Source organism: Winogradskyella algicola (assembly GCF_005869935.1).
Classification (GTDB): Bacteria; Bacteroidota; Bacteroidia; order Flavobacteriales; family Flavobacteriaceae; genus Winogradskyella; species Winogradskyella algicola.
The window spans coordinates 41,677-63,648 of sequence record NZ_SZQF01000008.1 but is presented as its reverse complement, the minus strand read 5'-3'; the positions used below and the strand labels follow the sequence as shown (position 1 = coordinate 63,648).

The 21,972-nt window shown below is 34.0% G+C and carries 19 protein-coding genes; 4 read left to right on the top strand and 15 right to left on the bottom strand.

Annotation, left to right across the window (positions count from 1 at the left end; translation table 11 throughout):
* Positions 1-189: 189 nt before the first annotated feature.
* Complete coding sequence (rimO, locus tag FC091_RS12470) at positions 190-1,494, bottom strand: 30S ribosomal protein S12 methylthiotransferase RimO (protein WP_138434598.1); 1,305 nt, start codon at positions 1,492-1,494, stop codon at positions 190-192.
* An 81-nt stretch (positions 1,495-1,575) separates the two neighbouring features.
* Here rimO and FC091_RS12465 point away from each other — a divergent pair, with 81 nt between their 5' ends.
* Positions 1,576-2,661 (top strand): serine hydrolase domain-containing protein, encoded by a 1,086-nt coding sequence (locus FC091_RS12465; protein WP_138434597.1) that lies wholly within the window; start codon positions 1,576-1,578, stop codon positions 2,659-2,661.
* Here FC091_RS12465 and FC091_RS12460 read toward each other — a convergent pair.
* From FC091_RS12460 to FC091_RS12415, 10 genes are all read right to left on the bottom strand, one after another.
* Complete coding sequence (locus FC091_RS12460) at positions 2,658-4,331, bottom strand: amidase family protein (RefSeq protein ID WP_138434596.1); 1,674 nt, start codon at positions 4,329-4,331, stop codon at positions 2,658-2,660. The two genes, FC091_RS12465 and FC091_RS12460, sit on opposite strands and share 4 nt — an antisense overlap.
* 108 nt (positions 4,332-4,439) lie before the next feature.
* Positions 4,440-5,414 carry a signal recognition particle-docking protein FtsY gene (ftsY, locus tag FC091_RS12455; protein ID WP_138434595.1) on the bottom strand — a complete coding sequence of 325 codons (975 nt, stop codon included), beginning with the start codon at positions 5,412-5,414 and terminating at the stop codon, positions 4,440-4,442.
* Positions 5,415-5,555: 141 nt separating this feature from the next.
* A complete protein-coding gene (locus FC091_RS12450) occupies positions 5,556-5,708 on the bottom strand; it encodes a DUF4295 domain-containing protein (RefSeq protein WP_008271041.1) in 153 nt (50 codons plus the stop codon).
* Between the two features lie 6 nt (positions 5,709-5,714).
* Positions 5,715-5,897 (bottom strand): 50S ribosomal protein L33, encoded by a 183-nt coding sequence (rpmG, locus tag FC091_RS12445; protein ID WP_076616981.1) that lies wholly within the window; start codon positions 5,895-5,897, stop codon positions 5,715-5,717.
* 25 nt (positions 5,898-5,922) lie between these two features.
* Positions 5,923-6,159, bottom strand: a complete 237-nt coding sequence (rpmB, locus tag FC091_RS12440; protein WP_138434594.1) for a 50S ribosomal protein L28 — start codon at positions 6,157-6,159, stop codon at positions 5,923-5,925.
* A 79-nt stretch (positions 6,160-6,238) separates the two neighbouring features.
* A complete protein-coding gene (locus FC091_RS12435; protein WP_138434593.1) occupies positions 6,239-7,486 on the bottom strand; it encodes a competence/damage-inducible protein A in 1,248 nt (415 codons plus the stop codon).
* Positions 7,487-7,828: an Hpt domain-containing protein gene (locus FC091_RS12430; RefSeq protein ID WP_138434592.1), complete on the bottom strand. Its 342-nt coding sequence runs from the start codon at positions 7,826-7,828 to the stop codon at positions 7,487-7,489.
* Positions 7,829-8,440: a fumarylacetoacetate hydrolase family protein gene (locus tag FC091_RS12425; protein ID WP_138434591.1), complete on the bottom strand. Its 612-nt coding sequence runs from the start codon at positions 8,438-8,440 to the stop codon at positions 7,829-7,831.
* Positions 8,441-8,468: 28 nt separating this feature from the next.
* Complete coding sequence (locus tag FC091_RS12420; protein ID WP_138434590.1) at positions 8,469-9,371, bottom strand: carboxypeptidase-like regulatory domain-containing protein; 903 nt, start codon at positions 9,369-9,371, stop codon at positions 8,469-8,471.
* 65 nt (positions 9,372-9,436) lie between these two features.
* The gene (locus tag FC091_RS12415) at positions 9,437-10,213 is read right to left on the bottom strand and encodes a 3'-5' exonuclease (RefSeq protein WP_138434589.1); all 777 of its coding nucleotides are present in this window, start codon (positions 10,211-10,213) and stop codon (positions 9,437-9,439) included.
* A gap of 183 nt (positions 10,214-10,396) precedes the next feature.
* Here FC091_RS12415 and FC091_RS12410 point away from each other — a divergent pair, with 183 nt between their 5' ends.
* Positions 10,397-11,095 carry a toxin-antitoxin system YwqK family antitoxin gene (locus FC091_RS12410; protein ID WP_138434588.1) on the top strand — a complete coding sequence of 233 codons (699 nt, stop codon included), beginning with the start codon at positions 10,397-10,399 and terminating at the stop codon, positions 11,093-11,095.
* 226 nt (positions 11,096-11,321) lie between these two features.
* Here FC091_RS12410 and FC091_RS12405 read toward each other — a convergent pair whose 3' ends face one another.
* The 4 genes from FC091_RS12405 to FC091_RS12390 form a co-directional block, all read right to left on the bottom strand.
* On the bottom strand, positions 11,322-12,662 hold the full coding sequence (locus FC091_RS12405) for a dihydrolipoamide acetyltransferase family protein (RefSeq protein ID WP_138434587.1): 1,341 nt from the start codon (positions 12,660-12,662) through the stop codon (positions 11,322-11,324).
* An 86-nt stretch (positions 12,663-12,748) separates the two neighbouring features.
* Positions 12,749-13,846: a glycosyltransferase family 2 protein gene (locus FC091_RS12400; protein WP_138434586.1), complete on the bottom strand. Its 1,098-nt coding sequence runs from the start codon at positions 13,844-13,846 to the stop codon at positions 12,749-12,751.
* A 7-nt stretch (positions 13,847-13,853) separates the two neighbouring features.
* The gene (gene recR / locus FC091_RS12395; RefSeq protein WP_138434585.1) at positions 13,854-14,471 is read right to left on the bottom strand and encodes a recombination mediator RecR; all 618 of its coding nucleotides are present in this window, start codon (positions 14,469-14,471) and stop codon (positions 13,854-13,856) included.
* Between the two features lie 84 nt (positions 14,472-14,555).
* Positions 14,556-17,093: a VPS10 domain-containing protein gene (locus FC091_RS12390; RefSeq protein ID WP_138434584.1), complete on the bottom strand. Its 2,538-nt coding sequence runs from the start codon at positions 17,091-17,093 to the stop codon at positions 14,556-14,558.
* A gap of 75 nt (positions 17,094-17,168) precedes the next feature.
* Between FC091_RS12390 and FC091_RS12385 the strand changes: the two genes are divergently transcribed.
* Together FC091_RS12385 and FC091_RS12380 are read left to right on the top strand one after the other, a co-directional pair.
* Positions 17,169-18,623, top strand: coding sequence for a sodium:solute symporter (locus FC091_RS12385; protein ID WP_138434583.1), 1,455 nt, complete (start codon positions 17,169-17,171; stop codon positions 18,621-18,623).
* A gap of 89 nt (positions 18,624-18,712) precedes the next feature.
* The gene (locus tag FC091_RS12380; RefSeq protein ID WP_138434582.1) at positions 18,713-21,970 is read left to right on the top strand and encodes a VCBS repeat-containing protein; all 3,258 of its coding nucleotides are present in this window, start codon (positions 18,713-18,715) and stop codon (positions 21,968-21,970) included.
* The last annotated feature ends 2 nt before the right edge of the window (positions 21,971-21,972 follow it).

Below are 21,972 nucleotides of genomic sequence, written 5' to 3'. Positions count from 1 at the left end.
TACCATGATTAACAACAGTTTCAAAAAGAACTGTTAGCTAGAAGTTATAAAGATGGTAAATAATGAACGAAAAGAAAAAAGAATCGAAATTTTGAATGGTTTGAAGCCATATCCGTGAGGTTTCAATCCATATTCGTTACTGCATTCAAACTCAACTGAAAGGAAATAAAAAAACAATTACATGATAGGTTAGCTAATAACCTCACCATACAAATCAAAATCCTCGGCTTCAATAACCTTAACAGTTGTAAATTCACCTGTTTTAAGATATGTATTGGTAGCATCAATCAACACCTCGTTATCCACATCTGGCGAATCAAATTCTGTACGACCCACAAAATAATTGCCTTCCTTTCGATCTATTACTACTTTAAATTCTTGGCCTATTTTGGCTTGGTTGAGTTCCCACGAAATTTGCGACTGAATTTCCATAATTTCATTGGCGCGCTGCATTTTCACATCTTCGGGTACATCATCCTCTAGATTGAATGCATGTGTATTTTCCTCGTGCGAATAGGTAAAGCAGCCCAAACGCTCAAAACGCATTTCCTTAACCCATTGCTTTAATGTTTGGAAATCTTCTTCGGTTTCACCAGGATAGCCAACAATTAAAGTGGTTCTTATGGTCATTTCAGGCACTTTTGCCCTAAATGCTTTCAACAGTTTTGTTGTTTTCTCTTGGGTTGTGCCACGACGCATACTTTTCAAAATTGCATCTGAAATGTGTTGCAACGGAATATCGAGATAATTACAAATCTTAGGTTCGCGTTTCATAATATCTAACACATCCATCGGAAACCCTGTTGGGAAGGCATAATGCAAACGAATCCACTCAATACCATCAACTTTTACAAGATTTTCAAGTAATTCGGCTAGATTTCGTTTTTTGTATAAATCTAGGCCGTAGTAGGTTAAATCTTGTGCAATAAGAATCAGTTCTTTCACACCATTGGCAGCCAATTTTTCGGCTTCAACTACCAAATCTTCTATTGGTGTACTTTTGTGTTTACCACGCATTAACGGAATAGCACAAAAACTACATGGTCTGTCACAACCTTCGGCAATTTTTAAATACGCGTAGTTTTTTGGAGTTGTGGTTAAGCGTTCGCCAATAAGTTCGTGCTTGTAATCGGCACCCAAGGCCTTAAGCAAACTTGGGAGTTCTGTAGTACCAAAGTACTGATCCACGTTTGGGATTTCTTTTTGCAAATCGGGTTTATAGCGCTCGCTTAAACAGCCTGTTACAAACACCTTATCAACTTCACCAGCTTCCTTTTTTTGCATAAACTCTAAAATAGTGTTTACGCTTTCTTCCTTTGCATTATTAATAAAACCACAGGTGTTAATCACCACAACATTGCCGTCTTGCTCGTGTACCACATCTTTACCACTCGCTTTTAGCTGTCCCATTAACACTTCGCTATCGTAAACATTTTTACTGCATCCAAGTGTTACAACATTAATTCTATTCTTTTTTAGAGTCTTTGTTCTCATACCATTACCAAATCAGTGCGCAAAGATACAACGTAAATTAAACCTTTAGTATATTTACAAGTCATATTTGAAATTTGCCCTATGAGAAAAATTAACGTACTTCTGGTTTTATTGACTTTTTTAGTTGGTTTGTCCTGTTCTTCTGACGATTCAAGCTCTTCTAATCCACCATTAAACGAAGACCTATATTTTCCGCCTTTAAATTCTGATACCTGGGAAACTACTTCTATCGCAGATATCGGCTGGAATGAAGACGCGCTTCAACCTCTTTTGGACTTTTTAGAAACTACAGACACCAAGTCGTTTATGATTTTACATAATGGACGTATTGTTAATGAATCCTACTTCGGAAATACTACTAGTACATCTAATAATCCTTGGTTTTCAGCTGGTAAGACATTAACTGCATTTATGGTTGGTGTTGCACAAGAGGAAGGATTTTTAGACTTAAACGATTCTTCATCTAATTATTTAGGAACTGGATGGTCTAGTCTTACAACTGAGCAAGAAAATGCTATAACCATTAAACACCATATTTCGATGACTACAGGATTAGATTACAACGTAGATTTTACGTGTACAGATCCTGAATGCCTAACCTATTTAAATCCACCTGTCACCTATTGGTATTATCACAACGCGCCTTACACCTTAACACAATCGATAATTTCAGGCGCTTTAAATTCAGATTTTGACTCATATTTTAACCTTAAACTGCGAGATAAAATTGGAATGCAAGGAAGCTGGATACAAGTTGGTTACAATAAATTCTTTTTTAGTAATGCACGTAGTATGGCACGTTTTGGATTATTGTGCTTAAATAAAGGAATTTGGGATGATGATATTGTTCTAGGTGACAGCAATTATTTTAATGAAATGACCAATACATCTCAAAATATGAATCCTGCTTATGGTTATCTGTGGTGGCTCAACGGAAAATCATCATATAGATTGCCGTCTTCGGAGAGTTCATATAGTGGAAAATTAATCCCTAATGCACCAGACGATTTAATTGCAGGCCTAGGAGCCGTAGATCAAAAACTCTATGTAGTACCTAGCAAGAAACTAGTGGTTATACGTATGGGAAATGATGGAGGCGCTGGTGAACTTGGACCATCTGGTTATGATAATCTCCTTTGGGAAAAACTAAGTGCTCTAATCAATTAATTATAGTTTTTTGGAGCTACTCTAGCTTTTGAAGCTTGCTCATACACATAAGCCCACTCTAGTAATTTTTTTTCCTGTAGTCGTTTGGCTATAAACGTTAATCCCTTTGGCACACCATTATCAGCATAACCCATGGGTACAGTAATAGCAGGATACTCTGCTACGGCTGCAAAAGCAGCGTGGTAATTGTTTATCGATAAGAATCCATCTAGGTTGTGTTTCTGCATTGGTACATCAAAATACTGTTTACCATTTCGACTTAAAGTGTCTTTAATTCGCGCTAAGTATTCAGTATCACCATTATCTGTAACAATGCCTTTAAATAAACTTTGTCCATAAGGCATGGTTTTAATAGAATCTTTTAGATTGAATTCTATGACATCAGAAACTGTTCTAATTGGACTATTTTTATTTGCATGAGCATCCACATAAGCTGGCAAATCCTTTTTCATATCTAGATTAAGAAGGTTTATAAAGTTTGGTAATCCTATTTGTTCTTCATCTATCTCAACAATTTCGGCACCTTGTTGCTTTAAAACATCAAGAGCCCTTACAAATAACGAATCCTCTAACAAACGTTTTGGTGCGCCAAAGCGCTTACCTCTTATACTTGCATTCTTTAAACCTTTAGTGTAAAAACCAGGCTCCCGTAACGCATAGATTGACTTAGAATCAGACTTGTCCTCACCATATATTGCATCTAAAACTATGGCATTATCTGTTACCGTTCTGGTAATTGGACCTGCTGTATCTAAAGTTGAAGAAATTGGCACAATACCACTACGACTTACTAAACCAACTGTAGGTTTTAAACCTACTACAGAATTCTGACTTGCTGGCGACAATATTGAACCTGCAGTTTCACTACCAATGGTTGCTGCAGCAAAATTTGCAGAAGCTGCTACTCCACTACCAGAACTTGAGCCACCAGTATCTATAGTGCGTCTTCCATAAGGATTTAAGGTTTGGCCTCCAATCGCGGAATATCCACTGGGACACTCACCACAAAAGAAATAAGCCCACTCACTTAGGTTTGCTTTACCTAAGATTAAAGCACCTTTTGATTTTAATTGCTCTACAATAAACGCATCATCAGTAATATTATCTTTTAGTGCAACTGCTCCTGCTGTTGTTGCCATATCTGAAGCATTAATGTTGTCTTTTAATAGGATTGGTATGCCATAAATAGGGTGTACATCCCAATCTTGACGATCATCTAAAATCTGTGCTTCTTTCAAGACGTTTGGATTAATAGAAATTACTGAATTAAGTGATAACTTATTTTCACGATCAAACTTGCGGATACGATACAAGTAGAATGCGGTTAATTCTGAATAGGTAAGTTTTTCCTTTGCAATTTGTTCCTGTAAAAACTGAATATCTTTTTCTAAAACCAAAGGCTTTAAACGATTGTAATCAGCTTCAGTAAAATCTTCCATCTGTGGATTGATTTCTGCCCAAATTTCAGCTTTAGTTAAATTTTTAGAGTCGAGTACTTTAAATTCTCTAAAGTCTTTGGTAGAAATGGCACTTAATCCTGAATCATCATCAGTTGCTTTTGTAGTTTCTACAGTTTCTGATTTTGAAATTGGCTCTCTGGCTTCGCGAGCCTTTTCATCTTTACATGAAATTGTAAATAGAAAAACAAAAATGAATAGGAAATGACGCATTGGAAGTATTTTTTATAAAAATACGAAAAGACCTCACAGGTTTCAAAAACCTATGAGGTCTAATTATATGAGATGCTGAAATAAGTTCAGCATAACGAACCTTATTTGTTACTTAAAAAACGAATCTACAAACTCGTACTTATTAAAGACTTGTAAGTCTTCAATGCCTTCACCTACACCAATATACTTTACAGGAATTTTAAATTGATCGCTAATACCAATAACAACACCACCTTTTGCAGTACCGTCTAACTTAGTAACTGCCAAAGATGTTACCTCTGTTGCTGCTGTAAACTGTTTCGCTTGTTCAAACGCATTTTGGCCAGTTGAGCCATCTAAGACCAAAAGTACATCATGTGGTGCATCACCAACTACCTTTTGCATCACACGTTTTACTTTAGAAAGCTCGTTCATTAAGTTAACTTTGTTATGCAAACGACCAGCAGTATCAATAATAATAACATCTGCATCTTGATTTACACCAGATTGTAAAGCATCAAAAGCAACAGAAGCAGGATCTGAACCCATTTCTTGCTTTATCATTGGCACTTCTACTCTGTCTGCCCAAACTTGTAATTGGTCTATCGCAGCAGCTCTAAATGTATCAGCAGCACCAAGAACCACTTTTAATCCTTTTTTCTTAAACTGGTACGCTAACTTACCAATAGTTGTTGTTTTACCCACACCATTAACACCTACAACCATTAAAACATAAGGCGTTTTTTTACCATTCTCTTGAACTGGTAATTCTGGAATAGTATAATCGGTTTCTTCACCAGAGTTGGTTTCGGATAATAAGCCTGCTATTTCCTCCCTAAGAATTTTATTAAGCTCTGATGTTCCTAAGTACTTATCTCTTGCCACACGCTCTTCAATTCTCTCAATGACTTTAAGCGTGGTATTTACACCTACATCACTAGTTACTAAAACTTCTTCAAGGTTATCTAAAACGTCGTCATCTACTTTAGATTTACCAGCAACAGCTTTATTTAACTTTGTAAAGAAAGAGGATTTAGATTTTTCTAAACCTTTATCTAAGGTTTCCTTCTTTTCAGAAGAAAATATTTTTTTAAAAAAACTCATTTAATTTCTATTTGCTTAGCTAATAGCAACAACCTTGCCTTTACCAACTAACTGCAAAGTTGTCAGATTTTCCCAAATATAGACATAAAAAAACTGCTTTCGAATATGAAAGCAGTTCTATAAATCTATATATAATAAAGATTATTTTTTGTTTAAAAAGTCATTGACAAATTCTGGTGCCATTACTGATTCTACAAACATGTATGCGCCAGTTTTTGGTGATTTCACCATCTTAATAGCTTTTGTCAATCTTTTTGATCCTGTCTGTAAAGACGCTACTGATTTCTTTGCCATGATTTATTATTTTATCTCTTTATGAACTGTCATACGCTTAAGTATTGGATTAAATTTCTTAATCTCCATACGGTCTGGCGTATTTTTCTTATTCTTTGTTGTAATATATCTTGAAGTTCCTGGCATACCAGAAGCTTTGTGCTCTGTGCACTCTAAGATAACTTGTATTCTATTTCCTTTCTTTGCCATTGTAAATTGACTTTAGCGTATGCTTTTATTTGTAAAATCCTTTTGCTCTAGCTTCTTTTAATGCAGCAGTAATACCAATTTTATTGATAGTCTTTAATGCAGATGTAGAAACTTTTAATGTTACCCACTTATCTTCTTCAGGAATGTAAAAACGCTTCTTAATCAAGTTTGCGTTAAACTTGCGTTTTGTTTTATTCATCGCGTGAGAAACATTGTTTCCTACCATCGCTTTCTTCCCAGTAAGTTCACAAACTCTTGACATTGTATTCTTTCTTTAGGTATGTTAATTTTTAACAGGGTGCAAATTTAGTAAAACTTTATGTTTCAACAAACATAAAGTTCTACTTTTTTAATATTTCTTTCTGTAGCATCTCAAAAGCTTTGTTTGTCGCCTTCATTATTACCTTATCTCGATGGTTACCAAAATTAAAAACTTCTGACTTAACACTTTCCTTAGAAGCAATAGCAATCCACACTGTGCCAACTTCTGCATCAGAATCGCCTTTTGTAGGACCTGCATTTCCTGTGGTACTTATTCCGTAATCAGAATTAAATAATTGACGTACATTGATAGCCATAGATTCCGCAACTTCTTTACTTACTACAGATTTTGAAGAAATATCCTCTTCTGAAACATTTAGAATATTTACTTTAGAATCTGTGGCATAACTTACCACACTACCTTTAAAATATTCTGAAGCGCCTTCATTTGCAGTAATTGCTTTTGCGATTTGCCCTCCTGTACAACTTTCGGCAATTGAGATTGTTTTTCCTAAATGACTTAATTGCTTACCAATAATAGCCTCCAAGGATAAATCGTCTTCAAAACCAACAAAAATATCTTCAATTTGTGAAATTAATAATTCAATTTGTTTTTCTAATTCAGTTTCAACAACACTCTTATCCATCGCTTTACCAGACAAACGCAAGCGAACTTTACCTAAATTTGGTAAATAAGCCAGTTTAATAAAATTTGGTAGATTATCTTCCCAAGCCTCTATTCTATTAGCAATAGCACTTTCACCTAGCCCATAGGTTAATAAGGTTTTATGTTTTATGTATGGAAACTTGAATTTTGCTCGTAAAGCAGGAAGCACTTCTGTTTTTATTAATGCCTTCATCTCATAAGGCACGCCAGGAAGAGAAACAAAAACTTTCCCATTCTTTTCTAACCACATTCCAGGTGCTGTCCCAAATTCGTTTTTAAGCACTTTTGCTTTTGAAGGCACTAAGGCTTGTTGGCGATTTAAATCTGAAATTGGCGTACTGATATACTTAGAAAATAAATGCTCTACATGTTTCAGTACTTCTTCATTTTCAACCAAAGTATCATCAAAGTATTCGCAAATGGTATGCTTGGTAATATCATCCTTGGTAGGTCCTAAGCCACCTGTAATAATTATGATATCTGCATTTTCTTCTGCTTCTTTTAAAGATTTAAGGATATGTTCCTTATCGTCTTGTACAGAAGTAATTTGATAGACTGAAATGCCTATCTTATTAAATTCCTTACCTAAAAATGCTGAATTTGTATCTACAATCTGACCTATGAGAATTTCATCGCCAATTGTTATTATTTCTGCTTGCATTTATAATCCGAAGTCCGCTTTTATTTCGTTTGTAGCATTCTCTACTGCAGTGAGAACCATTTGTAGCTGAGCATCAATATTTTTATCTGCTTGTTCAAATTTTCCCCAATCTTGTACCTCGATTAATTCATCATAAACACCTAATTCAAACAACTCTATGGTTGGTTTCATTTTGTGAGCAGCCTGATATGTTTCGTAATAATCACTTTCTGGAACAGCTTTTCGTAAGCGTTCCGCATCTTCTGGAACCTCTTCTATAAAGGCCGCTGCTAAAGCCATAACGAAGTCTTCGTCGTTATCAGCCATTTCGCGTACGCGATTTAATTTATAATGTTCTGCCATTTATTTTATTTTGATTGAAAACATTTCTTGGTCTTCAATATATCCTTTTAATTCGTCGTTTGCAAAAACCTTACCAACTCCGGAAGGTGTTCCGGTAAAGATAACGTCTCCAATTTTTAAAGTAAAATATTTTGACACATATTCTATGAGTTCGTCAATCTTCCAGAGCATAAGCTCTGTATTACCAGATTGTACGACTTCATTATTTTTTTTTAAACTAAAATTGATGTTATCTACATTTTTGAAGTTTGACTTTGGCAACCATTTCCCTATTACAGCAGCACCATCAAAGGCTTTTGCTTTTTCCCATGGTAAGCCTTTTGCTTTTAATTGGGCTTGAAGATCTCTTGCCGTAAAGTCAATTCCCAGTCCCATTTCATCATAATATTTATGAGCAAATTTCTTATCAATGTACTTGCCTACTTTTTTAATTTTTACCAAAACTTCAACTTCGTGATGGACTTCATCAGAAAAATCTGGAATAAAAAAAGGCTGTTTTTTTAATAAAATCGACGTATCTGGCTTTAAAAACACTACAGGATCTGTAGGTTTTTCGTTTTCTAATTCTTTGATGTGGTCTGTGTAATTGCGACCTATGCAAATGAGTTTCATGAAAATTAGATTGTTAGACTGGTTAGATTTAGTTAGATAAAGTTAAGGATATTGCTGGTACTGCCTTCTTTTCACTTTTATAAGTATTAGCCGCATAAAAACGCCATTCACCAGAAATATACGATGCTACCATATACTCTCCTTCATTTTCACAAGTTGCTGAAAATGTAGGTTGATATTTGATACGCTTTTCTTTCTTCTTTTTTTTATCGGTAAAATGAAAAGTTACTTCTTCAGCATTATAAGGGATATACAACCATTCAAAAGCAACGTAAAAACCTTCTCTTGGAAAGAGAATATCGTAGTTTGAAATATCAACAACAGCTTCCTTTTGTTTCTTTTTTAATTCTACAACGACACTCTCTTTTAAAATATCTTCATGCGGAAGACTGTCTTTTCCTATGGTAAATAGCCTTAATCTAAACTTCGCATTTTTATTTTTAAAATTTCCAAAGTGAAATTTAACCGACTTCAGAAATTCTGTTTCTTGATAATCTTCGTTGTATGGAAAATACAAAGCCATTATCCATGGGTTTTCTGCTAATGAACCATATCCGTGACATAAATCTGAATCTTCAATTTTGTTTACAACATTAGTTTTCTCCTCAAACTTATCCTTAATGACCACTTCTTCTAAAACCTCTGTTTTAGGTTTCAAAAAAATCTTTTCAGACTTTAGAAATAAAGAAACTGGTATTTTGCTACTTGCATAGCCTAATGATGATAAACTGACCACTTTATTTGTATCATCTTCGTTAATTTCCAAACGAAAGCTTCCGTCATCATCACTAGATGTGCCAACTGTAGATTCTAGAATAGAAATGTTTACATACGGAATGGGTGTATTTGTGTCCTTGTCTTTAACAACACCTTTTGCAACTTGCTGTTGTGAAAAAGTTAAAAATGGGATAAGCATGAATAGAAATTTCATTGTAATAATTATGAGATTCTTCGCTTTGACTTCGACAAGCTCAGTCTGACAGCTCTTAATGATAACTAAGACAATTTATTATTAAACTGACGTAACTTAATTGCAGTTAACACTTTTTTAGTATATAACGGAAAATCTGCATTTAACAACCAACCAAAATAGCCTGGCTCTTGCTCCATAACATCTACCACACGTTTACCTTTGTGCTTACCAAAAGAGAAGCACTCTTCACCTTCTTTGTTGAAAATTAAAAATCCTGCAAAATCTGCAAACTTTTTGCGAGAGCTAAATTCTGCTAAAAACTTGGTGTCATTTTCTAGTTCTTCATAACGCTCTAGCTGCGCTTTTAAAACCTCATACGTTGCCTTGGTATCTGCTTCTGCACTGTGCGCGTCGTCTAAATTTTTATCGCAATAAAACTTATAGGCTGCGCTTAGTGTGCGTTGCTCCATTTTGTGAAAAATGGTTTGTACATCTACTGCTAATCGGTTTTTCATATCAAAATCTACCTCAGCACGTAACATTTCTTCTGCTAAAAGTGGAATATCGAATCGGTTAGAATTGAAACCACCTAAATCTGAATCTTTTATTAAGTTATGGACTTCTTTAGAAATTTCTTTAAAGGTTGGTGCGTCTGTAACATCTGCATCCGAAATTCCGTGAACTTTGGTTACTTCTGGCGGAATTGGAATGGTTGGATTTACCAATTTGGTATAGGTTTCTTCCTTTCCGTTAGGATGAACTTTTAATATTGAAATTTCAACAATTCTGTCTTTTGAAATATTGATTCCTGTAGTTTCTAAATCGAAAAAACAAATGGGTTTGTTAAGGTTGAGTTGCATTTATGTATTCTTTAAAACAAAGGTAATGAGATTTAGCATAAAAGACTTTAAATGATTAAAAAAGCTGGCTTGACTTTGTAAATTTAAAAGACTAACTTCGTTTACGAGTGCTGAATTTGCATCAGTAAGGTCTGACATGGAGCATTTAAATGGCCTTATATCATTAAAGATGTGCTTAATTTGATGAAAAAGTTTTTTACAATATTAATTTATGGATTTTCATTCCTTTCATTCTCTCAGACAGAATTGAAATTGTATTCACTAGATAAGTGTAGTAATGAAATAGGTAAATTGAATTTTGAACTGGCTGATTCAAATTTTAATCTCTACCCTAGTATAGATTCACTGGACGTAAAAGAATATCAAGAATTCTTCTCAAAACCAATATTTCTGCCAAAGGGAACTTACTATGTGTTTTACAGTTTTGAAATTGAAGATACTGATTATTTTCACATCTCAAATTCTTTAAAAATTGACATTTTGGATTCTGAAATATATAGTGATACTATCGTAATGCCTAAGATTAGATTAGGATATTCAATGGCACTACATTCTAATGAACGTTACTATTTTAATTGCAACAAAATATGCAACGGAATTGAAATTGAATATTTTGACAATGGTAATAAGAAACTACAGGGAAACTTTGATAATGGTATACCTCTTAAAATAAAACATTATTATGAAAATGGTAATATAAAAATGATTGAGTTGTTCCAAAACGGCAGTTTCGAACCCTATAAAATTGAAAGATATGACATTGAAAATAACCTTTTGGAATATGAACTAAGAATCATAAGGAATAAAAAAACTATAATTAAAAAGTACAACAAGAATAATAAGCTTATAGATAAAGAAATATTAGATTATATAATAAACTAAGCACAATGATAGCTATAATTCATTACAATTTTGCTATCTGTAGTTCTACTACGTAAAATTCCGTTGGACATTTCCTGTAACAAAGTAGTAGCCTAAACCGTTAAAAAAACTTTAAAAACATAAAAAGGAAAGCACAGTTATAAAACTGTGCTTTTTTTATTTATGTGAGATGCTGAATCAACACTTCGACACACTCAGTGTGACAGTTCAGCATGACAAAATTAGACTAGATTTCTCTATTAGAATCCCAAGCTTCAAGATAATATTTAACTGCTTTAACAAATTGCCCACCTAATGCTCCATTGACCACACGATGATCGTACGAATGCGACATAAACATTTTGTATCTAATACCTATAAAATCTCCTTGAGGAGTTTCTATAACTGCTGGTACTTTTCGTATAGCACCCAACGCTAAAATACCAACTTGTGGTTGATTGATGATTGGCGTACCCATAATACTACCAAATGTACCAACATTTGTCACTGTATATGTTCCCCCTTGTATATCGTCTGGATTCAGTTTATTTTCTCTGGCTCTATTAGCTAAATCGTTAACCTTTTTAGCCATACCTAAAAGATTTAATTGATCTGCATCTTTTATAACAGGTACAATAAGGTTACCATCTGGTAAGGCTGCTGCCATACCTAAATTTATATGCTTCTTTTTAATGATACTATCACCTTGAACGGAAATATTCATCATAGGATAGTCGCGTAACGCTTTTGCAACGGCTTCCATAAATATCGGTGTAAACGTTAGGTTTTCACCCTCGCGTTTCTTAAAGCTATTTTTATGTTTGTTTCTCCAGTTCCAAATATCTGTTACGTCTGCTTCAATAAAAGACTGAACGTGTGCAGATGTCTGTACAGATTCTACCATATGCTTAGAAATGAGTTTACCCATTCTAGTCATTTCTATAATTTCATCGTCACCAGAAGCGACAACTGGTGTTGAAGCTGGTTTTTGTTTTGGTTGACTTGGAGCTTCTGTTTTAACCGCTGCTTTTTGTTCTACAACTGGTTGAGATTTTACTTCCTCTACAGGTGCAGAACTACGCGATTCCAAATAAGATTTAATATCATTTTTAGTTACACGACCATCCTTACCTGTTCCTGGTATGGTATCTAATTCTGCTTGAGAAATTCCTTCTTCCTTAGCTATATTTTTAACTAAAGGAGAATAAAAACGATCGCCTGATGAAGTTACTGGCTGTGTAGTTTCTTTTGCAGCTACAACAGTTTGGGATACTTCTGCTACTGCCTTAGGAGCTTCCTCTTGTTTAGGATCAGTAGCTTGTGCTTTTACTTCAACAGTATCACCTCCTTCAGTTTCTATTACGGCAATGGTTTGACCTACTTGTACAACATCGTCAACATCAAAAAGTTTTTCTAGTAGTACACCATCAACTTCACTTGGTACCTCACTATCTACCTTATCGGTTGCAATTTCTAAAACGGCCTCATCAGCTTCAATTGTATCGCCAACCTCTTTTAACCAAGACGTTATGGTTGCTTCTGCAACACTCTCTCCCATTTTAGGTAACTTAAGTTCAAACTTTGCCATATCTATAATTTGAAGGTCTTTATTTTAAAATCGAATGCAAAATTAATAAAAAACAGTCTGTTTTACTGATTTTTATTCAATTAAAATTAGAAGCTTACAACTTCTCCTCTACCTGTACTACTATCGCTTCCGAGCATAAAATTACTACTTTTTACCCATATTCTATAGGTGTTTTGTTTTGTTATATTATGTGTTTTCATAAACTCAATAATAGTTTTGTAACTCAAAAATTCTGTATCGAAAACAATTTGTGTCTCACTTGGTATATCCTCTAACTTATCTGAAATCGTAACAGCATTACCGATTTTATATTTAAGTTGCTCATCGACAGATTCTGATATTACTGTAGATTCTTTTGAATGTAACACTTCTGACTCCTTTACAGGAATTCTCTTAGATGCTAAAGTCAATACAGTTTTTACAAGAGCAGATATAAGTATATTCTTTTTAAAATGTTTTTCGTAAAAAATTTCCATGGCACCATAAAAACGTTTAGCATATACTTTGTCTTTAAATGTGCTCTCGCCTTTATAATGTATTACAGAAGTTTCCCCAAAGTAATAATTGCTGTAACCTGCCTTTAAAACTTTATAAGATAAATCAATATCCTCACCATACATAAAATAATCTTCATCAAAGCCACCTACTGCATTATAAACATCTCGTTTTAAAAACATAAAAGCACCAACTAACACCTCAGTTTTTCCAACATCATTTGGCTTTAGATTATTAGTATAATAATTTTTTGAGTTTCCTGTTAATTTTTGAAGTGCCACCTTTGGAGTGGGAATGTGACGTTTGCTTTCTGGTAAAAAATTACCTCTTCCATCAATTAGCTGACATCCTACAATTCCAACATTAGTTTGGTTTTCAGCAAAATTTAAAGCTTTTGTAAACGTATCTTCTGCTACTACAGTATCTGGATTAAGAATACATAAATATTTTCCTTTAGCTTGTGCAACACCAATATTATTACCTTTTGAGAAACCGTGATTTTCCTTATTCTCTATCAGTTTCACATTAGGAAACTGTAGCTTTACCATAGTACAACTATCATCGGATGAATCATTATCTACTACTATAATTTCGGCGTCAATACTTTTTATTGCAGCTTCTACACTTCTTAGGCAAAGTTCTAAAAAGTAACGTACATTATAATTGAGTATGACTACGGAAAGCTTCAAAATGTGATTATGATTTTAAAGACGCTTCAAACGGAATACGATCTACAATACTTCTACCCAATGTAATTTCGTCTGTATATTCTAATTCATTACCAGCAGCAACACCTCTAGCTATAGTAGAGGTCTGAATATTATAACCTTGTATTTGTTTGAAAATATAGAAGTTAGTTGTATCTCCTTCCATTGTAGGACTCATTGCAAAAATGAGTTCCTTTACTTTACCAGATTTTACTTTTTCGACCAGAGAAGTAATATTTAAATCTTGAGGGCCAATGCCATCCATTGGTGATATTTTTCCTCCCAAAACATGGTACAGTCCTCTAAATGAACTTGTGTTTTCTATTGCCATGACATCTCGTATATCCTCAACAACACAAATCAACTGTTCATTGCGATTTGGGTTTTCGCAGATTTCACAGAGCTCTTTATCACTAATATTATGACAAGATTTACAAAACTTTATTTCTGCTCTAACTTTAGAGAGTGCTTCAGCCAACTGAAACGTTTGATGCTCTGGCTGTCTCAACAAATGTAAAACCAAGCGCAATGCAGTACGCTTACCGACACCTGGTAATTGCGACATTTCGTTTACTGCATTTTGCAAAAGTTTAGAAGAAAATTCCATGGGTGCTAAGGTACAGATTTTAAAGCTAAAAAAAGCCCAATTGATAAGTGTAACAATTGGGCTCTTTTCAGTTTACTTAATTGTTTAGTTTAGAATCAACTTTTTGGTAATTTCACCATTATTACTATTAAGTTTCACAAAGTAAATACCATTACTAAACGATGACACATCCACTTTAAATCCATTATACAGATTTACTTTTTTACTATAAAACATAATTTTACCCTGAGTATCAAAAATTCTAATACTGACATCTTCTGTTTTATTCCATTTTAAGTTAATCTCATCTTTAGCTGGATTTGGAAACAATGTAAAATCACTGAACTCAAAATCTTCAACACTCAGAGAGGCATCAAAAACATCTGATCTCCACAAACCTCTACCATAGGTTGCTGCATAAATTTTATTATCAGCTGTATTAATTTCTAATTCATTGATTCTAACGTTAGGTAAACCATTATTAAATGGTTCCCATTGGGTCAATGTGTTATCTGTGTAAAAGACACCATAATTCATACCAACATATAAGCCATCGTCGCCATTGTCTTGCCATACTAAAGCCTGCGCTACAAAACCAGGCAGATTCATAAGCTTTGAAGCCCAAGTTAAACCACCATCTAAACTAACATAGACCTTCTGGCTATCTGTAGTGGCAACGGCAACTTTATTAGGATCTGAAGGGTGTACCGCTATCTCATTAATTATTGAAGGACCAAGATTTAAAGGTGAAAACGCCCAATTTACACCTCCGTCAGTTGTATATCTCAAAAGACCATTGATAGCACAATACATAATTTGATTATTGCTAGGCGAAATTTTAAAATGATCTATATTAGAACCAAAATTTGGCGATATTGGTGTCCAGTTATTTCCACTATCCATAGATTTATAAACCTGGTCAAAAGCTACATAAACAGTGTTTTGAACTATTGGATCTTGCTCAAAAGGCACTACCCAATTCCAATTACTTTGACCGCCTTTGTTATCTGGTTGTGCAAGGCTTGCAAGATTACTATTACCTACTAAATCATATTGCGTTCTATATAAGGCACCAAACTGCGTTGTTCCATACATTATAGAGGGATCATTTTTATCTACAAACCCCTCCATACCGTCAGCACCTAACCAATCTGTCCAAAGTCCATCTTCTCTTAATGTTGATGTACCATTATCTTGTGAGCCACCAGTAACAACAACAGAATCTGTTTGACTCACTCCTATTTTATAGAATTGTCGTATACCTAGTCCTGGAGTTAAATCGGTATAATAGTTGGTGCTAACATTGACTGGGTCATCTGCTCTAAAAATACCACCATCTGTTCCTGCATACAGTTTTGCATCTGTTCCTGTACCTGCAAAATGTAAAATATCCACATCTGCATGACAATAACCAATACCAGAACCGTTAGCAACACCTGGTACCCATTGAGACGTAATATTGAAATTAACACCACCATCTGTAGAGCGCCATGTATTAATACCTGCAATATGCACGTCATTAACATCATTAGGATTAATTACAATATCCATATCTCTAGGTGCTTGCCCTAGGTTATCACTACCATTGGAATCATAACCAAAAAAATTCTGGGTATGAGTTAGTTTTGAAAAACTACTCCCACTATTATTAGAAATATACAAAGCCCCAAAAACACCACTATTTGCCTCTACAACGTAAACTACATTTGGATCATCAGATGAGACCCCAATCATTTTCGGGCCATTAGAAAATTGATTACCATCAGAACCTGTTATCTGAGCAAAGCTTGCTCCACCATTAGTGGATACATAAAAAGCATTCCCTGAAGCATATACTACATTAGGATCGTTTGGTTTGAATTCAAAATCATAGCCAGTTCCAGTTGACACAAAGTATATAGAACTCCATGTAATACCACCATCTGTTGACTTGTATAAACCATTACCTTGAACACTGGCGTATATTTTCATAGAATTTGTTGGATCTACCAATATTTTATTTACAACACCATAGACTAGACTACCTAATGGTGACCAAGTTAAACCTGCATCATTAGATTTTAAAATCGTGCCACTTGTTGAGCCCCAATAATAGGTGTTACTATCTGCAGGATCAATGGCAAGCGCATATACGTCTATATTAGAGAGATTGTCAGAAAGTACGATCCAAGTGGAACCTCCATCAATACTTTTCCATACACCACCTGTTTCACTTCCTGCAATAATATGATCTAAATTAGATTCATCTACAGCTAAAGAGGTAATTCTTCCAACGCCAGGATTCCATCCTGAAGTAGCGTCCCAGTAAGTTGGGCCCATTTCTTCCCATGTACCAACCGTAGTTCTGGCTGATAAACCTTCATTGTTAGTACTTGCATTGTAATTCTCTATTTCTTTATAATAAAATTCAGGTGATTTTAATTTACCTGTTTCGTCCATAGCGCGTTCTGCAAAATACTGCCATCTCTTAAAAATCTTAAAACCTGTACCTCTTCCAGTTCCTACAGAATCAAAATGGCGTTCGGCAACTTCAGAAATGTATTGTACAGTATGGTTTCCTTCTGTGATGAGTTTACGATAGTCTTGCCCAGAAGCATTAAAAACAAAGAGTCCTAACACTACTAGTAAAAATGTCTTTTTCATAAAAAATTGAAATTAAATAGCTATTTTTTTCAAATGTACTATTTTTCATAAATTTTTGAGCAAAGAAAATCATTTATGAGCCCAACTTCGATTTTAATTTTAATAGCTTGTTATTTTACAATATTGGTTTTGATTTCTTATTTCACAGGAAGAGAAGATTCTAACGCAGCCTTTTTTAAGGCTAATAAATCTGCACCATGGTATCTTGTAGCTTTTGGGATGATTGGTGCCTCTTTATCTGGTGTTACCTTTATATCAGTACCAGGTGCTGTAGAGGCTAAACAGTTTGGGTATCTTCAAGTAGTTTTCGGCTATTTTTTCGGTTATTTGATCATAGCGTATATCCTACTTCCGCTTTATTACAAATTAAACTTAACTTCTATTTACACCTATCTTAGAGATCGGTTCGGAAAGACAAGTTATAAAACAGGATCAGTAGCCTTCCTCATCTCAAGAACTGTAGGAGCGGCATTTAGACTGTTTCTAGTTGCTAAAGTTCTCCAACTTTTGGTTTTTGATTTATTCGATATTCCATTTGTTATTACAGTAATTATTACTATTGCGCTAATTTGGCTTTATACTTTTAGAGGTGGTATTAAAACCATAATTTTTACCGATACATTGCAAACTCTATTTATGCTGATTTCGGTTGTAATAACAATTATATTTTTGGCTTCTGCTCTAGATTTAAACAGTGTAAGAGAAATCGTTGATTACACTAAAGAAAGCAACCTGAGTAAGGTTTTCTTTTTCAACGACAATAACGATCCGCAATACTTTTGGAAAAGCTTTTTATCTGGAATATTTATTACAATAACAATGACAGGCTTAGACCAAGACATGATGCAAAAAAATCTGACTTGTAAGAGTTTGAAAGACGCCCAAAAAAATATGCTATCCTTTAGTGTGGTGCTTATTTTTGTGAATATATTATTTCTTGTTTTAGGGTTAATGCTAACTGAATACGCAGCTAAAAACGGCATAACAGCAACCAAAGACGACCTATTCCCTACCATTGCCATGCTCCCTGAAATTGGTATCATTACATCTGCTTTCTTTTTATTGGGATTAATCGCTGCAGCTTACTCTAGTGCAGATTCTGCATTAACATCCTTAACCACGTCTTTTTGCTTTGATATTTTAGATATTGAGAACAAACCTGAAACATCTAAAAAGGGTATCCGTAAAAAAACTCATATTGGCTTTAGTGTGTTATTGGTTGTTGTTATAATACTTTTCGATTTAATTTTTAAAGATGTCTCTGTAATATGGGAACTTTTTAAAGCCGCAGGTTACACTTACGGTCCTTTATTAGGTCTTTTTGCATTTGGACTATTCACTAAATACCAGATAAAAGATAAACTTGTTTGGGTTATTGCCATTATCGCTCCTATGCTGTCTTATGTCTTAAATCTTTACTCTAAAAAACTTTTCAATGGATATGAAATTGGCTTTGAAATTTTAATTATCAATGGTCTCATAATGTTCTTTGGGTTGTTATTACTAAGACAAAAAAATCTAACTTACTGATTAACAAAACTTTTTACAAGCAGCTTTAGTTGTTAATTAATTGTTAAATTATTAGTATTTTTGTTAAGTTGACTAATCCTCCACCCTTAATGAAAAAATATTACATCGCTTTCTTAGCTTTATTGTTAATTTATAACTGTAATAACAACAAAGAAAAAGATGAAAAGACCAAGGAGTCCTATCTTTTCTCAAAAATACAATCTGAAGAAACTGGTTTAGATTTTGTTAATCTAGTTAGTGAAGATCCACAGCACAATATCGTAAGTTATATTTATTATTACAATGGTGGTGGAATTGCTACCGGAGACATAAACAATGATGGGCTCCCTGATCTTTACTTTGTGGCAAATACCCAAGACAACAAACTCTATCTTAACAAAGGAGATTTACAGTTTGAAGATATTTCAGAAAAAGCGAATATTTCTGGTAAAGCCAGTTGGCAAACTGGTGTATCAATGGTAGATATTAATAATGATGGTTATTTGGATATATACGTGTGTGCAGTTTCTCAGCTATTGGACTTTGAAGGACACAACGAACTCTACATCAACAATGGTGACAACACATTTACCGAACGCTCTAGAGAATTTGGATTAGACTTTAAAGGCTATTCTACTCAAGCCTATTTTTTTGATTATGACAAAGATGATGATTTAGACCTTTATCTTGTAAACCATGCTGTGCACACCTCTCTTTCTCATGGTAAAGCTGATATGAGAAATAAACGAGAACCTTTGGTTGGGGACGTTCTATTTAGAAACGACAATAACAAATTTATTGATGTTAGTGAAGAAGCTAATATTTATGGTGGCGGAAACGGTTATGGACTAAGTGCTTCCATAGCAGATTTTAACAATGATGGTTGGGATGATATCTACGTTTGTAATGATTTTCATGAAGACGACTATTATTATATCAATAACCAAAACGGAACTTTTACAGAGCAATTAGGGAATTCATTTACAACTATAAGCCGATTTTCCATGGGAAGTGATGCTGCAGATATTAATGGTGATGGTTATCAAGACCTCATAACTCTAGATATGCTTCCCTTTGATGAAAAAGTTATAAAAGAAACAGAAGGTGATGACTCTATGTTTAATCTACAAACACGTCTAAATAAATTAGGATACAAAGATCAGTACTCTCGCAACATGCTTCAGATTAGTCACAATGGAGATTATTTCAAAGAAACTGCTTTTATGAATAATGTAGCAGATACAGATTGGAGCTGGTCGCCATTATTCGCGGATTATAATAATGATGGCCACCAAGATTTATTTATCTCTAACGGAATTTTAAGACGACCTAACGGTTTAGATTTTAAAAAATACATATCAAGTGCTTTTAAAGGACGTTCTGAAGCGGAAGGACAAGCATGGCTTTACAATTCTATCAACGATATGGGAAGTGGTAAAGTAGCAAACCAAATCTTTAAAGGAAATTCTAAAACCTTTGAAAATAAAACTGGTAATTGGATAGAGAATCAGCCCAACCTATCTAATGGCTCTATTTATGTAGACTTAGATTTGGATGGGGATTTAGATCTTGTAACCAATAACTTTGGTGAAAGCGCCTGTCTTTTCAAAAACACAACAAACACTACCAATAACTATGTTAGTTTAGATTTTGAGTATAAAGGCTCAAATAAAGAAGGTATCGGCACCAAGGTCTTAGTTTTTAATGATGCTAAATCGCAACTTAAACAACTTTTTAAATCTAGAGGCTTTTTATCATCTATAGAAAGCAAAATACATTTTGGTTTAGGTGATAAAACTAAAATAGACTCTATACAGGTAATCTGGCCAAACAACGAATTGCAAACAATAGTAAACCCTGAGCCTAATAAATTATTAAAGATTAAATATACACCTACCAATATTACATACAATTACAAAGATCTTTCTTCTAGACCATCATATTTCAAAAAAGAATCCTTATTAAATTATATACACAAAGAAGATAGTTATAACGACTTTGCACAAGAAAAGCTAATTCCTTATAAAGTCTCAATGCAAGGTCCCGCAGTTGCCAAAGCTGACGTAGACGGTAATGGATTTGAAGATATTTATATTGGAAATGCTTCTGGGAAACCAGCTGCATTATATCTTAACACTGGTACTAATTTTAAATTATCGCAACAAAACGCCTTCAAAGAAGATGCACCTTTTGAAGATAATGATGCTGTGTTTTTTGATACAGACAACGATGGTGATTTAGATCTCTATGTTGCTTCTGGTGTCAATGAAGTAAAATTTACAGAATTGCAGAACGACAGGTTATACATTAACGACCAAGGAACATTCATAAAGTCTAAAAACAAAATCCCAAATAATGATTTGGTGACCTCAACCATTGCCGCAAACGATTATGATAAAGATGGAGATATCGATTTATTTGTAGGAAATCTAGCAGATGTTACTGATTTTGGTAAACCTGTTTCTTCATATCTACTAGTTAATGATGGTGAAGGTAACTTTTCAAAAGCACCAAATTTTAAAGTAAGTTCAAAAGTAACACATGCGTTATGGAAAGATATTGATAATGATGGTAGTGATGATTTACTTATTACTTCTGAATGGAACAAGCCAATGATTTATATGAACGATGGTAATGGAACCCTAAAACCTATTAGTTTACCAGAAAGCATCAATGGACTTTGGCAAACTGTAACCACTTATGACATTGATAAAGATGGAGATGAGGATATATTACTAGGAAATTGGGGAACTAACACTAAGTTTAGTCTCAACTTTGATGGACCATTAATTATGTATCACAACGATTTTGACCAAAACAAAAGACCCGAAACCTTATTAACATATAATAAAAAAGGAAAATATTATCCTCTAAATTCTAAGGACGAACTCGCAGGACAAATGAATGTTGTCAATAAGTTCTATACAAATCATAAAAGTTTTGCAGGCAAGACTATTAATGAAATTATTGGCCCTGAGTATTTAGAAAATTCTAATAAGTATCAAGTTGATATTTTAGCATCAGGCTATTTAAAAAATGATAACGGAAGTTTTAATGAATTTGTAACTTTTGAAGACGATTTTCAAATGGCACCAATCAATGTGTTTTCTAAAGTTTCAATAGATGGAAGCCCTCAATTATTAATTGGCGGCAATTCTTATAAAGTCAACACATATCATGGCTCTTACACGGCTCTAAAAGGCCTTTGGCTTAAGGACGAAACTAATTATGGTAGTATTTCAGATTATGGCTTAGATCCGTTTAATGGTCAAATTAAACACATTGAAACTGTAGAAATGAAAACTAAAAATCTGGTTTTAATAGTTTCAAACAATGATGCTCTAAAAGTTTATTCATATCAGAAGTAAAT

Excerpts from the sequence above, each read along its gene's own strand:
- rimO (WP_138434598.1), bottom strand. The coding sequence starts at position 1,494 with ATGAGAACAAAGACTCTAAAAAAGAATAGAATTAATGTTGTAACACTT.
- FC091_RS12465 (WP_138434597.1), top strand. The coding sequence starts at position 1,576 with ATGAGAAAAATTAACGTACTTCTGGTTTTATTGACTTTTTTAGTTGGT.
- FC091_RS12460 (WP_138434596.1), bottom strand. The coding sequence starts at position 4,331 with ATGCGTCATTTCCTATTCATTTTTGTTTTTCTATTTACAATTTCATGT.
- ftsY (WP_138434595.1), bottom strand. The coding sequence starts at position 5,414 with ATGAGTTTTTTTAAAAAAATATTTTCTTCTGAAAAGAAGGAAACCTTA.
- FC091_RS12450 (WP_008271041.1), bottom strand. The coding sequence starts at position 5,708 with ATGGCAAAGAAATCAGTAGCGTCTTTACAGACAGGATCAAAAAGATTG.
- rpmG (WP_076616981.1), bottom strand. The coding sequence starts at position 5,897 with ATGGCAAAGAAAGGAAATAGAATACAAGTTATCTTAGAGTGCACAGAG.
- rpmB (WP_138434594.1), bottom strand. The coding sequence starts at position 6,159 with ATGTCAAGAGTTTGTGAACTTACTGGGAAGAAAGCGATGGTAGGAAAC.
- FC091_RS12435 (WP_138434593.1), bottom strand. The coding sequence starts at position 7,486 with ATGCAAGCAGAAATAATAACAATTGGCGATGAAATTCTCATAGGTCAG.
- FC091_RS12430 (WP_138434592.1), bottom strand. The coding sequence starts at position 7,828 with ATGGCAGAACATTATAAATTAAATCGCGTACGCGAAATGGCTGATAAC.
- FC091_RS12425 (WP_138434591.1), bottom strand. The coding sequence starts at position 8,440 with ATGAAACTCATTTGCATAGGTCGCAATTACACAGACCACATCAAAGAA.
- FC091_RS12420 (WP_138434590.1), bottom strand. The coding sequence starts at position 9,371 with ATGAAATTTCTATTCATGCTTATCCCATTTTTAACTTTTTCACAACAG.
- FC091_RS12415 (WP_138434589.1), bottom strand. The coding sequence starts at position 10,213 with ATGCAACTCAACCTTAACAAACCCATTTGTTTTTTCGATTTAGAAACT.
- FC091_RS12410 (WP_138434588.1), top strand. The coding sequence starts at position 10,397 with ATGAAAAAGTTTTTTACAATATTAATTTATGGATTTTCATTCCTTTCA.
- FC091_RS12405 (WP_138434587.1), bottom strand. The coding sequence starts at position 12,662 with ATGGCAAAGTTTGAACTTAAGTTACCTAAAATGGGAGAGAGTGTTGCA.
- recR (WP_138434585.1), bottom strand. The coding sequence starts at position 14,471 with ATGGAATTTTCTTCTAAACTTTTGCAAAATGCAGTAAACGAAATGTCG.
- FC091_RS12390 (WP_138434584.1), bottom strand. The coding sequence starts at position 17,093 with ATGAAAAAGACATTTTTACTAGTAGTGTTAGGACTCTTTGTTTTTAAT.
- FC091_RS12385 (WP_138434583.1), top strand. The coding sequence starts at position 17,169 with ATGAGCCCAACTTCGATTTTAATTTTAATAGCTTGTTATTTTACAATA.
- FC091_RS12380 (WP_138434582.1), top strand. The coding sequence starts at position 18,713 with ATGAAAAAATATTACATCGCTTTCTTAGCTTTATTGTTAATTTATAAC.